Raw genomic sequence first — 14,538 nt, 5'->3', positions numbered from 1 at the left:
CTTTCCAATTGTCGGGCCGGGCACATTCAGGTATTCGGGTAGGCGGGGCCGCAGGTGCAAAATCAAGGCGGAAAGGAGCAGGGGAAAGGGCCAGGGGATTACCGCCCTTTTTTCCTTTGCTCCTTTTACCCCTTACGCTTGCACCTGCGGCCCCGCCCAATGCACACAATTTGTGTTATTAGTCAAAAACACCTACATTTGTCTACCTCTCCACTTACCGGCCATGAAGAAGAAACAAAAGGTTAACCGCAAGTACAATTTTCCTGATGCTGATCTTTACCAAATGTGTATGGACGCCATCCGGCTGGCCAAACGCGACCTGGCTAAATTCAATGGCTACGAATATGACGGGCGACGTCTGAAGGGCTTTCACGACCGGTGCCAGAAATTCATGTCCGTTCCCGATGATGATGAGCTACTCGGGGATCAGATGGTGGTGACCGACAAGAAGTACGAGGCCTCCGAAAAAGTCAGGCACGCCATCCGCAGTATCATGACCCGCGTGCGCATGGTTTTTAGTAACCGGACCGGTCGCTACCGTAAGTTTGGCACCGCCAAAATCGGTGACATGACCGACGCCCAGCTCCTCTTCTGCGGCCGCCGCGTCATCCGCGTTGCCCGCGCCCAGTGGGACTTCCTGTCAGACACCGGCCTCAATGAAAGCCACCTGAAAAAACTGGCCGATGCCTGTCAGAAATTCGAACTGGCCATGAACGTGCAGCAAGACAAGGTCGCGGACCGCGACATTGCCGTCGAAAACCGCATCGATATCGGTAATATTCTTTACGACGAGATGATCAAGGTCTGCGACATCGGTAAAGACATCTGGGCCGAAACCGATCGGACCAAGTACGATGCTTACTGCATCTATGACTCTAATAATGAGCAAAAGCTTATTGCGAAGAAGTAGCCGGTGCACAGCGCCTTCACAGTCGGTAGTTCGTAGTTGCTGCCGCTGATTTCTGCTCCCTACGCCCGTAGGCGATTTAATCCAAGCAATAATGCCACGAGCGATAGCGAGCATCGCTTTGCGGCAGCACTATGAACTACTAGACTATGAACTACAAACTAATCCTCTAGCCGCTCCACCACCGGCTTGATCGCAGCCTCCCAGATATCGTAGCCGGCGGCGTTGAGGTGAAGGTTGTCACCAACAAAAATGTCGTCCCTTACCGCTCCGTTTTGCTGTAAAGCCGGTGTCCAGACATCAACAAAATAGGTGCTTTTCTTACTTTCCGTAAAGGACCGAAGCAAAGCATTGGTAACTTCATATTCTGCCTTCAGCTCCCAGCGTGCGACGCTGGGCTTAGGGGAGATAAAGACCACCGGAACATCTTTCCCCAGGTTTTTAGCGATCATTTTCCTAAGTTTCTTAGCCGACTTGAGTACTTCTTCAGGCGTATCTCCGGCGAAAATATCGTTATCCCCCTCGTACACGAAAACCACTTTGGGCTGATAAGGATAGATAACGCGATCGGCGTAGTAAATGAGGTCATGAAAAGTCGACCCGCCAAATCCCCGGTTTATGGTTGCGTGACCGGCCAAATCTTCTGCCATAGTGTCCCACTTAACGATGGAGGAACTACCGACAAATAAGATGGCATCAGTAACCGGCGCTTCCTTTTTGTCCGCCATTTCAAATTGCTGAATGGTGGACTCCCAGCGCGCGGGATCATCGGCATTCTGAGCGTGGGCCTGGAGGGTTCCAAGTAACAGGAGTAAGAATAGGAAGCGCATAGTAAATAATTCAGGGAGGTAAGTTAAGGTATGAGTGGTTAAAGACAGGAGGACAAAATGCGGCCATTGCCAATGGTAAACGTTTCCATGTCCTATCTTGCCGCCGTGCATTTAATTCTAGTCTCCATTGTCCTCATCACGACGCTGATTACCGAATTAGCCGCCCGACAGGATTGGCTCCCCTATTGGCAAACCCGAAAGATCTTACACATCATTGCGGTAGGTGCCTGCGCAGTCGCCACCTTTCACATTGACCGGGAGCTGCTTACCTGGATTGTGGCCGGTGCTGAAGTACTGCTACTGGTACTGATTTTGACCAATCAACTCATGCGGGAGGAGTCCGGCAGGAGAGCGTGGGGAATCATCTGGTTTCCCCTGGCCTTCCTGGTCCTGCTTATCAGTCCGACTCCTCGGCCAGTAATTGCTTTTTCGATGTGGGTGTTGGCTTTATGTGATCCAGCAGCGACAATTGTCGGAAAGCTTTGCGCCCGTAAGACTTACAATTTAACGGGTGATGAAAAGTCGCTGATCGGTAGCCTCGCTTTTGCGGGGAGCTTCCTGCTGCTGTCCCTTCTTTTTTTCCTTCCCGTCCAATTCTCCGTAGCTCCTGAGGATGCGCATGATTATTTTTCCGTTGTCCAGCTCATCGGCTGGCCGGGGATTCTTGGAATGGCGGTAATTCTGGCTACCGGAGAAAGCCTGGGCTCTAAAGGACTCGACAACCTGATCGTTCCTCTTCTGACCGCCTGGCTGTGGCTGGGCGTAGATGCCGGACAGTACGCCCTGCTATTACCCCTGATTCTCGGGGGCGCCCTGTTTTCGTGGTGGATGGTGAGCAGGGGGAGCCTGACGGCAGGTGGCGCACTGACGGCATCTTTGCTTGGTATTGCAGTCGTCATCGGCAGCCATTCTTTTCTTTGGCTATTACCACTTTTTTTATTCCTTTTCTCCAGTTCCCTCATCGGCCGGCTGTTCCCGGCAACCACGGCTGCCGGAGATGCTAAGCAGAAGTTACCACGGGATGCCACACAGGTCTTGGCAAATGGGGGGTATTTTGGATACCTGGCTATGTTTTCCTGGCCTTCGGAAGACCTTTTGTATCTCATAATGCCGACCACCGAAGTTTGGCTTATCACTGCCATGGCCATCGCCACAGCCGATACCTGGTCCTCCGAAATCGGCCAGTATTTCAAGTGGCCGACTTATGACCTGATTAAATGGCGCAAAGTCTCCCCAGGGTTGAGTGGAGGCATAAGCTGGCCAGGGACCTTAGCAGGATTCTTAGGTAGTTGCTTCATCGTGATCAGTTGCTTTTGGGTGATCCCTTACCAAAACCCCAATCTTCTAGGGATAATCGTTGCCGGCGGTTTTTTGGGTATGTTGATTGACAGCGTCATCGGCTCCCTGTTTCAGGCAAAATACCGCGACCTTAAAACCGGAGCCCTGTCCGATACTCCCGGACCCAATACCGAACTCGCCAGTGGCTTTAGCTGGGCAACGAACGACCTGGTTAATTTTATCGCAATTTTGGTTGGCGTAACAATAGTTGACGCTCTTCTCACCATAGTTTGAATAAGCCCTTTGGGTACTAATCCGAAGGCTAATCTTCCAGCAGCCTATATTCCAGGGCAATCCGGACTAACCCCGCGGTATTTCGTGCACCAAGCTTGGATAGAATATTCCGTCGATGCGTCTCTACGGTGCCAAAACTGATAAACAATTTATCGGCAATCTCCTGGGTGGTATGCTCATCCACAATCAACCCCAGCACCTCTTTCTCTCGTCGGCTCAACCGTGGGAATGGGCTTTTTCGCACGGTTTTTTCTCCCCGGCTCTTTCCTTCAATCAGCATGTCATTGATCTCCTCGCTGAAATATCGCTTTCCTCGACGCACTTTCTCCAGCGCCTTCAGCACCTCATCTTTACCGGCATTTTTGTGCAGGTAACCACTCGCCCCGTTTTTGATCATGAGCCGCACCAGACTCATTTCACTTACCATAGAAAGGCCAATTACTGCCACCGAGGGGTAATCCCGCTTCACCATTTTACACAGTTCCACACCGTTAATGCTGGGCATGTGGATATCCATTAGTATGGTGTTAATGGTTTCGCCTTGCTGAAGCGCTGAAAGCAGTTGATCTCCGTTTTGGTATAAACCCGCGAGCGTCAGGTCTGGAGCATCTCGAAGCATTAGCTCTAGTCCCTGGAGTACGATGGAGTGGTCGTCAACGATGGCTAGGTGGGTCATAGTGGTAAAGTTAAGGTAACCGTGGTACCGTGGCCCGGACTACTGTCGTACTGAATATCGCCGCGCAAATAGGCTACCCGACTGTCTATATTTTCCAGGCCGATGCCCTTTTTCGCCGAGCGGACGTAGTCGGCATTAAAGCCCTTCCCGTCGTCTTCAACGGTGAGTAACAACTGGTTCGGCTGATCGAGTAACTGGATGAAAAGCTTTTCGGCCCCCGCGTGTTTTACCACGTTATGGGTAAGTTCCTGCAGGATGCGCAGCAGCATGGCCTGGCCATCTTCATTAAGGCGCAGATCAGGCTGGCCGATGATCTCCAGTTCAGTGTCGATGCCACGTTGGTTCAATTGGGCGACAATGTCCCGGACTGAACCGGAAAGACCGGAAAGGGCCAGGGTTTGGGGCATCATGTTGTGGGCGATACGGCGTACTTCCGTACAGGCCCGGTCGATCAACTGATTAGCAGCGGCGGCCGTTGGAGCTTCCATAGACAGACGGGCTTTTACCGTAGCCAGGAGCCCACCCAGGCCGTCGTGCAGGTCTTTAGCTACGCGTTTACGTTCCACCTCCTGCCCTTCAATCATTGATCGCAGGCCATTCAATTCGGCTTGCCGGTTGAGCGCATCTACTTCTGCTTTTCTTTCAGATTCCAGGCGTAGCGCTTCACTCCTCTGTACGTTCAGGCGCGAACGCAGGAGCAACCAAATACCCGTTGCCAGCAAGCCCAGGCAAGCCAGTCCAAGTCCCATCAGTTGTTGCCGTTGTCGTTGCCGGGCAATGGTCAATTCCTGCCGCTCAATCTCCGCCTCCCGCAGCTGGGCCTGAAATTCATTGACGGTTTCCTGGTAAACATCCAACTTCTGCTTCTCATGTACTCCGTCAATGGACTGTGCAAATACCGCAAAGTGTGCAGAGGCCTCTTTTTCCCGGTCCAGTAGGCGGTAGGTATGTCCAAAGGAGCGTTCGTAATTTGTCAGTAAACTGCTGATCTCTGAAGCTTTGGCCAGCGGGTAACCTTCCCGGAGGTAGGCTAGGGATGCTGTAGCGTCTTCCTTCCTTCTGGCCAAATCGGCCAGGACCAGGAGCGCATTCGCCCTGACGTAATCTTCCATCTCTACTTCGGGCAAGGCCATAGCGGCCTTTATGGTTCTTTCGGCCAGGTCAAATTCATCACGATCATAATACGCCACTCCCCGGCTTAACTCCACGCCAGCGACCTCCCCTTCCCGACCAACGGCCCGGTAAAGCGCTGACGCCCGCTCAAAATCTGTCAACGCCGCTTCCACTTGGTCTAACTCCAGGCGAAGCCTCCCCAGGTTGAGTAAGGTATTAGCGACTCCGATGGTGTCTGCTTCCTGTTCTTTGAGACGTAAGGCTTTTTCGTAGGTCCGCAGGGCAGAGCGGTTTCTGCCGAGCCGCTTAAACAGCACACCGAGGTTGTTCAGAATTTTGGGAAGGTCCCGGTCGTAGCCACTCTCGATAGCCAGTTCATATGCTCCGGAAAAATAGCCGGCGGCCTCATCATATTTTTCGTGTAGTGTGTAGTAGCTGCCCAGGTTCACCAAAATGCCAACCCCAACGCGCGGATCGTTGGCAGGGTCACCCAGGGCTTTCAGGGCAAGTTCATTGTAATACCTGGAAGAGTCCGGTGTATTGTTCAACCAATGTAAGGTCCCTACGGTCCGATAGCCAAGGGCCGCCCAGTGAGTTTTCTCTCTTGCCCTGGCAAGGCGGGCAAGGTCCCGGGCATTTTGCATCGAAGCAGCAGGAGCTTTGCGTAGGTTAACGCGGACCAAGGCATACAGTGCCGCCAAGTCCGCCGTATCATTCGGTGGGTTGGCCACTACCATCCTTAAGCTGTCAGCTTGCCCGAACACCATTCCTTGAGGCGACAAGCAGCCTAAAAGGCAAATCAGGAAGAAACATGATAGACGCATGGCATTTTAGCTCTAAGTAAAAGCAAAAGTTAGCTTTTTTTTTCGGGTTAACCTACCCGAAAGCGGGGGTATTGGTTTACTCTATGAATTCATACAGGTATCAGGTATCAGGTATCAGGTATCAGGTATCAGGTATCAGGTATCAGGTATCAGGTATCAGGTATCAGGTATCAGGTATCAGGTAAGAAAATTGCCGCAGGCAATTCAGCAAAGTTTTTCTTGGACCTTTTTTAAAAAAAACACCCTAACACAAACGAGGTGAGCTACCAAATACGGCAGCCAATCACCTATATCACATCAGATATCGCACATCAATACCCCACGAGCGAAGCAATTTTTCGTCTATTTCCCCCGGACTCTTGTCCAACCAAAAAGAAAGCGTTACCTTTGCGGGCCGCAAGAAGCGAGTTCAAAAATTATTACAGCCATGGACGCTATTTCCTTCATTCACGAGCAAGTTAGCAACAAGACCGATCTTCCAGCCTTCCGCGCCGGCGACACCGTTGTGGTAGACTACAGAATTACCGAGGGCGAGAAGTCCCGGATCCAGCAATTCCGTGGTGACGTAATCCAGATCAAAGGTGAAGGCCTGACCAAGACCTTCACGGTTCGCAAAATCTCCAACGGTATTGGTGTTGAGCGTATCTTCCCATTATCCTCTCCTGCCATCGACGGTATTGCTATCGTCAAGCACGGTAAGGTTCGTCGCAGCCGCCTGTTCTACCTGCGTGACCGCGTTGGTAAGAAGGCCCGTATCAAGGAGCGTCGCATCAAGTAAAACTTGTTCGTTTTCCTGTTTCAGGAAAGCAAACAGTGGCAAAATCATTGCACCTGGCAACCCGATCACTCCCCTGCGGAGTGGTCGGGTTGTTCTATTTTGAGTAATTGGGAGGATTAATGGATGGGAGAGTAACCGGCTAATGCCTTCCCCGCTACTGGATTACCCTAAACCTGCATACAGCAACTATGCCCGCCTGATTATAGCAGATCCTCAAATCAGGCTACAAGCAGGCGAGCAAGCACCGCTCCGCGAAAAGTACTTGCGGCAGCGACTCTCTGACTACCTCATTATTCTTCCCGCAAATGCCTCCGGATGATCTTACCAACGTTACTCTTTGGTAAATCTTCCCGGAATTCTACTGCCTTAGGGACTTTATACCCCGTCAGGTTCTCCCGTGCGTAGGTAATTACTTCTTCTTCGGTGAGTGACTTATCCTTCTTTACTACGAAGACCTTGACGACTTCCCCGGATTTCTCACTGGGTATACCGATGGCCGCAACTTCAAGGACCATCGGGTGACCGGCAATTACGTCTTCCACCTCATTAGGAAACACATTGAACCCAGAAACAAGAATCATGTCCTTCTTCCTGTCTACGATTCGGAAGAAGCCGTCTTCACTCATCATACCGATGTCTCCGGTACGCAGCCAGCCGTCGAGCATGACTTCTGCGGTTTCTTCTGGCCGGTTCAGGTACCCTTTCATTACCTGGGGGCCTTTGATCTGTATTTCTCCGCGCTCCTCAGGAGTCGCCAACCGGTTTTCATCCTCATTCCACACCCGCATCAAGGTGCTGGGCAGTGGAACGCCAATGGTGCCAATACGGAGGTTATCGTTGAGGGGGTTCATGCTGGCCGAAGGGCTACTTTCCGTCAGGCCGTAGCCTTCACTCAGGGGGACACCAGTCAGCTTCTGCCATGCCTCTGCTACCGGACGTTGTACGGCCATTCCGCCGCCCACGGCGATTTCCAGGTGGCGGAAGTCTAGCGCTTTGAAGCCAGGATTATTAGTCAGGGCATTGTATAACGTGTTAACCCCCGTGAGCCCGCCGATTTTATTGTCCTTAAAGGCATCAACTATCGTTTTGAGGTCACGAGGATTCGTGATCAGAACATTACATATCCCGTGCCCAAAGATGGCGACTGCATTGACCGTAAAGGCAAAAATGTGGTACAACGGCAATGGGCAAAGCATCCGGAGATCACCGCCCTCTTCCAATTTCTGGGTCATCCAGGCTTTAGACTGAAGGGCGTTGGCGACCAGGTTGCCGTTGGTCAGCATAGCACCTTTAGAAACACCGGTAGTTCCGCCGGTGTACTGTAGGGCAATGGTGTCGTCCTTTTGACCGATAAACTCTGGCAACTTATACTTAGCTCCTTCAGACAGGGCAGTCTTGAAGTTTACAGTACCGGGCAGGTTATAAGCCGGTACCATTTTCTTGATCTTACGGACCACGAAATTGGTAATTGCCCCCTTCACCGTACCAAGCAGCTCACCTATAGAGGTAGTGATGACGGTTTTAACGCCAGTCTCTCCAATGATTTCTTCCAGGTTATTGGCAAAATTTTCGCAGATCACCACCGCAGAAACCTCAGCGTCATTGAACTGGTGCTTCATCTCCCGGGGCGTATAAAGCGGGTTGGTATTAACAATGACCAACCCCGCCTTTAGCAGGCCGTATAATGCAATCGGGTATTGCAACATATTTGGCATCATCAGTGCTACCCGGTCTCCCGGTTGCAGGCCCCGGTAATGGAGGTAGGCGCCGAAAGCTGTGCTTTGACGATCCAGCTCCGCATAGGTGATTTCTTTACCCATACAAGCGTAAGCCGGATGTTTGGCAAACTTTTTCATGGCCTCCCCAAGGAGGTCTTTTAACGTAGAAAAAACTTCCGTATCAACATTAGCGGGGATTCCGGAGGGGTACTGAGCTAGCCAGGGGCGCTGGTCGGCGGACATAGTCTATATTTTAAGAGCTTGCGTTACTGCGCAAAGTACGAAAAAGTAAGGGAGAAAAAAGTAGCAAAGAAAGAAAGGGAATATCTACGAATTTCAACATTCTTTTCGGGGCGGGGCCGCAGGTGCAGTGTTCAGGAACTGGAAGCAGGGGAACCAGTTACCTGGCCTCTGGCTCCCAGCTACTATCCTTGCACCTGCGGCCCCGCCAAAGAAAACACCCGTTAAGTTAACCGGCCTTGCAACTTACTTCCCTCCTCCTCCCATTATATCCCTGCAGGCCATAACCTGAAACTCACAACTCCGACGGTGCAATAATTCACTGCGCTCAGGGAATAGGTTACCGACGAAGCGCGTAATGCGAGTTTTTTTCTACCCACTGCGGACATAGCTCAACAGGCAGAGCGCCGGTTTGAAACGCCGGAGATAGAGGTTCGAGCCCTTTTGTCCACACTATTTTCATCCCTTTACCAGAGCAAAAGCCCCGAATCATCATCAGACGATTCGGGGCTCATTGCGCTTAGTAGCTTTAAGACCAGTAGGTTTATCAGACTACCAGCATCGCATCGCCATAGGCGAAAAAGCGATACTTCTCTTTCTGGGCGATAGCGTAAGCTTCCAGGATCAGGTCAATACCACCAAAGGCACAGGTAGTGATGAAGAGACTGCTCTTCGGCAGATGGAAATTGGTCAGCAGGTGATCAGGAATGTGGAAGTCGTAAGGCGGGAAAATGAATTTATTGGTCCATCCTTCATTCGGTGCCAGCAGACGCTCGGCGCTTACGCTGTTTTCACAGGCCCGGATGGCAGTAGTGCCAATTGCACAGATTTTACCTCCGTCGACCTTGGTAGCATTGACGATGTCACAGGCGGCCTGTTCCACCCGGAAATACTCCGCGTCCATTTTATGCTTGGAGAGGTCTTCCACTTCAATGTCCCGGAAGGTTCCCAAACCTAAGTGTAGAGTGATGTCTGCTTTCTTAACACCTTTGAGTTCCATTCGCATCAGGGTCTCCCGACTGAAATGGAGTCCGGCGGTAGGAGCTGCAACCGCACCTATTTCGCTGGCGAATACCGTTTGATAGCGCTCAGCATCGCGGGCATCGGCCTCACGTTCCAGCAGTTTTGGTAATGGGGTATTACCGAGGCTGTGGAGCTCCTTGAGGAATTCGTCGTTGGGGCCATCAAAAAGGAAACGGATGGTACGTCCACGACTGGTCGTATTATCCACTACTTCAGCAACCAGGCGGGTGACACCACGCTTATCATTGAAGTAAAGTTTGTTTCCAACCCGGATCTTACGGGCGGGGTCCACCAGGACGTCCCAGAGACGAGCTTGGGTATTGAGTTCCCGCAGAAGGAAAACCTCGATTCGTGCCTGGGTCTTTTCCTTCAACCCGTAGAGGCGGGCGGGAAAAACCTTAGTGTTGTTGAAAACGAGGGTATCTCCTTCGTCATAGAAATCGAGTAAGTCAGTAAACATCTTGTGCTCGATCTCACCAGTTGCCCGGTTAACGACCATTAGCCGACTATCATCCCTACGCTTACTAGGCGTTTTAGCGATGAGTTTTTCATTTAGTTCGAACTTAAATTGTGACAGCTTTGTCCTCATTCCCGGTACTAATTTTAGTGTCGTGTTAATTACGAAACAGCGCGCAAAGGTAGGGGTATTTTAAGAAATCATATAATACCACACCTTTAAGAAGTCGTTCAGCGAGCTAAAGTTGATTCTCTGGCCCTAAAAACGTCCGTTTGTCCATCATTCCCTGCCTTTAGTCTATCTCAGAGGTTCTAAGCGGTGTGTTTTGCTACCTTTAATGACCCAATATTTCCGCATGCTATTTCTCAAAGTTTTCTCCGAAAGTATCCGTCAGGCCATGGCTCAGCTCATTGGCAATAAACTGAGGACGTTCCTTTCTCTTCTCGGTATATCTATCGGCATCTTCTGTATCATCGGGGTGCTATCGGCCGTCGAGTCTTTGGAAAGTAGTGTTCAGGGCAGTTTCGCTAAACTGGGAGAAGACGTGGTTTACGTTGACAAATGGCCATGGAAAGATAACAGCGGCGACTGGTGGGAATATTTTCAGCGGCCTCACCCTGATCATGACGATTACGAAAGATTAAAAGAGCGCATGCCGACTGCCTCCGTCATTAATTATTCTACCGAAGCGGGGCGAAAGGTAGTCAAGTACAACCGCTCGGCAGTTGAGGGCGCCTCTGTATTGGTGACGACTTACGAACTGGATCGAATGTACAATGTCGAGATTCAAAGGGGGCGTTATTGGACACCTTCAGAATATTCATCCGGAGCAGACAAGGCGATTATCGGCCACGAAGTAGCGGCAGAGCTGTTTGGCGCCATCCCACCAGTAGGAAAAACTATGAAAATGGGCAGCCAAAAGTATGAGGTGATCGGCGTCTTTGATAAAACGGGCGGAGACCTCATTAATATTATTGACTATGATTATACCGTGGCCATTACCTATACCAATGCGGCGCGCTTCATGAACCTGAAAAATAGTAGGCGCTTCGGCGGCCGCTTAGCCGTAAAGGCTAAAGAAGGCGTACCGTTGCAGCAACTTGAAGACGATATCCGGGGAATTTTACGTTCCGGTCGCGGACTCAGGCCACGCGAGGAAGACAATTTCTCCCTAAATCAACTCACCATGATCGCCGACTCTATAGGTGGCTTCTTCGGTGTTTTGAACATGGTCGGCGGTCTCATTGGCCTTTTCTCCATGATCGTAGGTGCCATCAGCGTGGCCAACATCATGTTTGTCTCCGTGAAGGAACGTACGAGCCTGATTGGAGTGAAAAAGGCTCTCGGTGCCCGGCAGTTCGTCATCCTACTCGAGTTCCTTACGGAATCGGTGATACTCTGTATCATCGGTGGCGTTATCGGTCTCGGCCTTGTCGTGGGGGTAACCTCCATCATCAACATGTCCTTTGAAAGCTTTGCCATTAACCTCAGCTTAAAGTATGCCGTCATCGGTGTTGTACTCTCGGCCGTTGTCGGTATCCTTGCCGGTGCCGTCCCCGCCGGACTGGCAGCCAAGATGGATCCGGTGGAGGCGATGCGGAGTTAAAATTCAGGATTCAGGATTCAGGATTCAGGATTCAGGATTCAGGATTCAGGATTCAGGATTCAGGATTCAGGATTCAGGATTCAGGATTCAGGATTCAGGTAAGAAAATTGCCGCAGGCAATTCGGCCAAATTTTCCGGCATTATTTCAAAAGAAACATCCAAAATGATCGGAGCGAGCTGCCTGATGCGATAGCTGCAACCTGCAACGCGCCGAAGGCGCTCTGCAACAAGGAGCGAAGCGACAAAAAAAGGCCGCCGCGAACCAAATCACGGCGACCTCCTGAGTCTTTAAAAACAGTGCTGGAGTTTTTAGTCCTGCGCTACCTCCATCTGCATCTCGTGCGTCACCTCGGGGTGGAGCTTGAGAATAAGGGTGTAGGTGCCAAGTTCTTTGGCATCTTCAGGTAAGTTGATTTTCTTACGCTCGATTTCTACACCAAACTGCTCCTGCAGCTGCTGCTTAACGGAGAGTTCTGTAATAGAACCGAAGATACGACCGCTAGTACCGGCTTTGGCGCCAATCTTCAGCGTCTTACCTTCCAGTTGCTTGGCGATTACCCGGTACACATCGAGCTTCTTCTGCTCTTGTGCTTCTTCGCGACGGATCATCTCGTTCAAACGTCCCATATTGGAATCGTTGCCGATGATGGCCAGGCCACGGGGAAGAAGGTAATTGCGGCCGAAACCGTTCTTTACAGTGATTACTTCGTGCTTGTCGCCGACTTTGTCGACATCTTTCAGCATAATTACTTTCATGGTAATTTATGTTGTCCCACCCTTTTGGGGCAGTGCCCCGTTCGGTGAGTGGTTAGGAATAAAAGTCAAATAGCCAAAGAGTCAGGTAGTCAAAGAGCGGACTCCTATGACTATCTGACTACTTGACTATCGACTGGTTGACTTATTTCAAAAGGTCCGTCAGGTACGGCAGCATCGCCAGGTGGCGAGCACGCTTGATGGCTGTGCCCATCTTACGCTGGTACTTGAGGGAGTTACCGGTGATCCGGCGTGGGAGGATCTTGCCCTGCTCGTTCACGAAAGTGAGGAGGAAGTCAGGATCTTTGTAATCGATGTACTTGATGCCGTAACGCTTAAAACGGCAGTACTTCTTTTTGCGTCCACCAATCTTAGGATTGGAAAGGAACTTGATATCGTCTCTAGAGGCCATAGTATGGTCTTTTTAACGGTGATTGAATGGTTGGGGTTACTCTTCTTCCTTGAAGCTTTCGGCGTCGCCAGAAGGCACACCAGAAAGGGAAGGAGAATCGGCCTTCTTACGGCTGATGCCGTGGGCTGCCGGTTCGCTCTTGGCTGGCTTCTCTTGCTTCTTACGCTTAGCCTTGCCGATTTTGCCGGCACGCTTATCTGCGTTGTACTGCACACCGTACTTATCGAGAGCAACGGTCAGGAACCGAAGGATACGCTCGTCGCGGCGCAGGGCCAACTCGTACGTGTTAAGGAAAGCGCCGTTGGGCGAAGTATATTCAATGCTGTAGTAGATACCGTTGCTGCGTCGGTTGATGTCATAGGCAAGCGTGCGCAAGCCCATCTCGTCAACAAAGACGATTTCGCAACCTTCCTTGCGGAGGTTCTCTACATACGCCTGAGCCGTCGCCTTGATATCTTCGGTCGACAGCACTGGATCTACGATGAAAGTAGTCTCGTAATTTCTCATATGGATCAGTCGTACTGATGGTTAAAAAGAGGGGTGAATCGCTTAGCACCAAACAGGTCAGTCCTAAGCGGGTGCAAAGATATGGTTTATTCTGGGAAATAACAGCATTTTCTGTCGTTGCTTTTCAAGGGGCAGGGAGAAGGAGCTAAAAACTAAGAGCCACGAGCTAATGAACTAGCAACCAGGACGACGCAGTACCGTTCACAACGCTTCGCTTGCTCACCCGAAGCCAGGAAGTGGAGCGCACCAGGTAGTCCATGCACCAGCCCGGTTCCATAACTCCTAATTTCTTGTTCCTGGCTCCTAAACACTGCACCTGCGGCCGCGCCTGCTACAGCTTCCGTAAAATCTTATTCCCCCGGCTCCGAAACCCGGCCGTCGCCCCCTCCGCTAGCGACAATTCGATGATGCCCCGCAACTCCTCCTTAAGCTCTGGGTACAACTGACAAAAATTAGCCGCCACCGTCATAGAAAATACCCGGATGGCCACTGCCTGCAACGGACTTTCCGTAAGTCGAAAAGCCAACTCCAGTAATGCTCCCTGGTCGTCTTCGCCAACCTGTTCCAGCGGTAATTCCGAAAAGTATCGCATCACGTTGCGCACCACCGAGTCGTGCTCTGGCTCCTTAGCCGCCAGGATCATATGTTTATGCCAAGGTTGCAGCCAGGCGGGCCGCAAACGCCCCAAATCTCCCACCACCATAGCAGAACGCTGTACCGCCCGGTACTCATCGCTCAAAAAGACATCCATCAGATTCGCCACCCGCTGGCGATCCTTGAGAACATGGTTCAGTACCAGGTCGGCATTAGCGCGGGAATGTTCGGAGAGGAGTTGATCGCGGTAGTTCATGGCAGGCAGGTTGCAGGTTGCAGGTTGCAGGTTGCAGGTTGCAGGTTGCAGGTTGCAGGTTGCAGGTTGCAGGTTGCAGGTTGCAGGTTGCAGGTTGCAGGTTGCACAAGAAAATTGCCACAGACTGTTTTGCCAAATTTATTATGTTTTATTTTCAAGCATCGCCAAAACGAGCGAAGCGACTGGCTGCAANCTGNAACGGGAGCCTAAGCGACCTCTGCAACAAGGAGCGAAGCGACTNGCTGCAACCTGCAACGGGAGCCTAAGCGACC

Annotated in this window: 13 protein-coding genes and 1 tRNA gene; 5 read left to right on the top strand and 9 right to left on the bottom strand. The window is 51.2% G+C overall.

Annotated elements, in window-relative coordinates:
- The first annotated feature begins 223 nt into the window (after positions 1–223).
- Complete coding sequence (locus B036_RS0115580) at positions 224–910, top strand: hypothetical protein (RefSeq protein WP_020569664.1); 687 nt, start codon at positions 224–226, stop codon at positions 908–910.
- Positions 911–1,068: 158 nt separating this feature from the next.
- Here the strand turns inward: B036_RS0115580 and B036_RS0115575 are convergent, their stop codons facing one another.
- A complete protein-coding gene (locus tag B036_RS0115575; RefSeq protein WP_020569663.1) occupies positions 1,069–1,737 on the bottom strand; it encodes a GDSL-type esterase/lipase family protein in 669 nt (222 codons plus the stop codon).
- A 105-nt stretch (positions 1,738–1,842) separates the two neighbouring features.
- Here B036_RS0115575 and B036_RS0115570 point away from each other — a divergent pair, with 105 nt between their 5' ends.
- Positions 1,843–3,309 carry a DUF92 domain-containing protein gene (locus B036_RS0115570; protein ID WP_169435070.1) on the top strand — a complete coding sequence of 489 codons (1,467 nt, stop codon included), beginning with the start codon at positions 1,843–1,845 and terminating at the stop codon, positions 3,307–3,309.
- Between the two features lie 28 nt (positions 3,310–3,337).
- Here B036_RS0115570 and B036_RS0115565 read toward each other — a convergent pair whose 3' ends face one another.
- Both B036_RS0115565 and B036_RS0115560 read right to left on the bottom strand, forming a co-directional pair.
- Entirely contained in the window at positions 3,338–3,985 is a 648-nt protein-coding gene (locus B036_RS0115565) for a response regulator (protein ID WP_020569661.1), read from the bottom strand.
- A complete protein-coding gene (locus tag B036_RS0115560) occupies positions 3,982–5,922 on the bottom strand; it encodes a tetratricopeptide repeat-containing sensor histidine kinase (protein ID WP_083926220.1) in 1,941 nt (646 codons plus the stop codon). The genes B036_RS0115565 and B036_RS0115560 overlap by 4 nt, the downstream gene beginning before the upstream one ends.
- Positions 5,923–6,349: 427 nt before the next feature.
- Here B036_RS0115560 and rplS point away from each other — a divergent pair, with 427 nt between their 5' ends.
- Positions 6,350–6,700 (top strand): 50S ribosomal protein L19, encoded by a 351-nt coding sequence (gene rplS / locus B036_RS0115555; protein ID WP_020569659.1) that lies wholly within the window; start codon positions 6,350–6,352, stop codon positions 6,698–6,700.
- A 290-nt stretch (positions 6,701–6,990) separates the two neighbouring features.
- Here rplS and B036_RS0115550 read toward each other — a convergent pair whose 3' ends face one another.
- Entirely contained in the window at positions 6,991–8,661 is a 1,671-nt protein-coding gene (locus tag B036_RS0115550; protein WP_020569658.1) for a long-chain-fatty-acid--CoA ligase, read from the bottom strand.
- Positions 8,662–9,039: 378 nt separating this feature from the next.
- Here B036_RS0115550 and B036_RS0115545 point away from each other — a divergent pair.
- Positions 9,040–9,111, top strand: a tRNA-Phe gene (locus tag B036_RS0115545).
- A 94-nt stretch (positions 9,112–9,205) separates the two neighbouring features.
- Here B036_RS0115545 and queA read toward each other — a convergent pair.
- Complete coding sequence (queA, locus tag B036_RS0115540; protein WP_020569657.1) at positions 9,206–10,270, bottom strand: tRNA preQ1(34) S-adenosylmethionine ribosyltransferase-isomerase QueA; 1,065 nt, start codon at positions 10,268–10,270, stop codon at positions 9,206–9,208.
- Between the two features lie 223 nt (positions 10,271–10,493).
- Here queA and B036_RS0115535 point away from each other — a divergent pair, with 223 nt between their 5' ends.
- Positions 10,494–11,744 carry an ABC transporter permease gene (locus B036_RS0115535; protein ID WP_026232030.1) on the top strand — a complete coding sequence of 417 codons (1,251 nt, stop codon included), beginning with the start codon at positions 10,494–10,496 and terminating at the stop codon, positions 11,742–11,744.
- Positions 11,745–12,053: 309 nt separating this feature from the next.
- Here B036_RS0115535 and rplI read toward each other — a convergent pair whose 3' ends face one another.
- From rplI to B036_RS0115515, 4 genes are all read right to left on the bottom strand, one after another.
- Positions 12,054–12,500, bottom strand: coding sequence for a 50S ribosomal protein L9 (rplI, locus tag B036_RS0115530; protein WP_020569655.1), 447 nt, complete (start codon positions 12,498–12,500; stop codon positions 12,054–12,056).
- A 142-nt stretch (positions 12,501–12,642) separates the two neighbouring features.
- The gene (rpsR, locus tag B036_RS0115525; protein ID WP_020569654.1) at positions 12,643–12,909 is read right to left on the bottom strand and encodes a 30S ribosomal protein S18; all 267 of its coding nucleotides are present in this window, start codon (positions 12,907–12,909) and stop codon (positions 12,643–12,645) included.
- 36 nt (positions 12,910–12,945) lie between these two features.
- Positions 12,946–13,416, bottom strand: a complete 471-nt coding sequence (gene rpsF / locus B036_RS0115520; RefSeq protein ID WP_020569653.1) for a 30S ribosomal protein S6 — start codon at positions 13,414–13,416, stop codon at positions 12,946–12,948.
- A gap of 331 nt (positions 13,417–13,747) precedes the next feature.
- A complete protein-coding gene (locus tag B036_RS0115515; protein WP_020569652.1) occupies positions 13,748–14,266 on the bottom strand; it encodes a hypothetical protein in 519 nt (172 codons plus the stop codon).
- Positions 14,267–14,538 lie beyond the last annotated feature (272 nt).

The organism is Neolewinella persica DSM 23188 (assembly GCF_000373105.1).
GTDB classification, from domain to species: domain Bacteria; phylum Bacteroidota; class Bacteroidia; order Chitinophagales; family Saprospiraceae; genus Neolewinella; species Neolewinella persica.
This window is presented reverse-complemented; position numbering and strand designations above follow the sequence as displayed.

Bases quoted from the DNA above. Each gene is read 5' to 3' on its own strand.
- queA (WP_020569657.1), bottom strand. From the start codon at position 10,270: ATGAGGACAAAGCTGTCACAATTTAAGTTCGAACTAAATGAAAAACTC.
- rpsR (WP_020569654.1), bottom strand. From the start codon at position 12,909: ATGGCCTCTAGAGACGATATCAAGTTCCTTTCCAATCCTAAGATTGGT.
- B036_RS0115575 (WP_020569663.1), bottom strand. From the start codon at position 1,737: ATGCGCTTCCTATTCTTACTCCTGTTACTTGGAACCCTCCAGGCCCAC.
- B036_RS0115560 (WP_083926220.1), bottom strand. From the start codon at position 5,922: ATGCGTCTATCATGTTTCTTCCTGATTTGCCTTTTAGGCTGCTTGTCG.
- B036_RS0115515 (WP_020569652.1), bottom strand. From the start codon at position 14,266: ATGAACTACCGCGATCAACTCCTCTCCGAACATTCCCGCGCTAATGCC.
- B036_RS0115565 (WP_020569661.1), bottom strand. From the start codon at position 3,985: ATGACCCACCTAGCCATCGTTGACGACCACTCCATCGTACTCCAGGGA.
- B036_RS0115550 (WP_020569658.1), bottom strand. From the start codon at position 8,661: ATGTCCGCCGACCAGCGCCCCTGGCTAGCTCAGTACCCCTCCGGAATC.
- B036_RS0115580 (WP_020569664.1), top strand. From the start codon at position 224: ATGAAGAAGAAACAAAAGGTTAACCGCAAGTACAATTTTCCTGATGCT.
- B036_RS0115535 (WP_026232030.1), top strand. From the start codon at position 10,494: ATGCTATTTCTCAAAGTTTTCTCCGAAAGTATCCGTCAGGCCATGGCT.
- rplS (WP_020569659.1), top strand. From the start codon at position 6,350: ATGGACGCTATTTCCTTCATTCACGAGCAAGTTAGCAACAAGACCGAT.
- rplI (WP_020569655.1), bottom strand. From the start codon at position 12,500: ATGAAAGTAATTATGCTGAAAGATGTCGACAAAGTCGGCGACAAGCAC.
- rpsF (WP_020569653.1), bottom strand. From the start codon at position 13,416: ATGAGAAATTACGAGACTACTTTCATCGTAGATCCAGTGCTGTCGACC.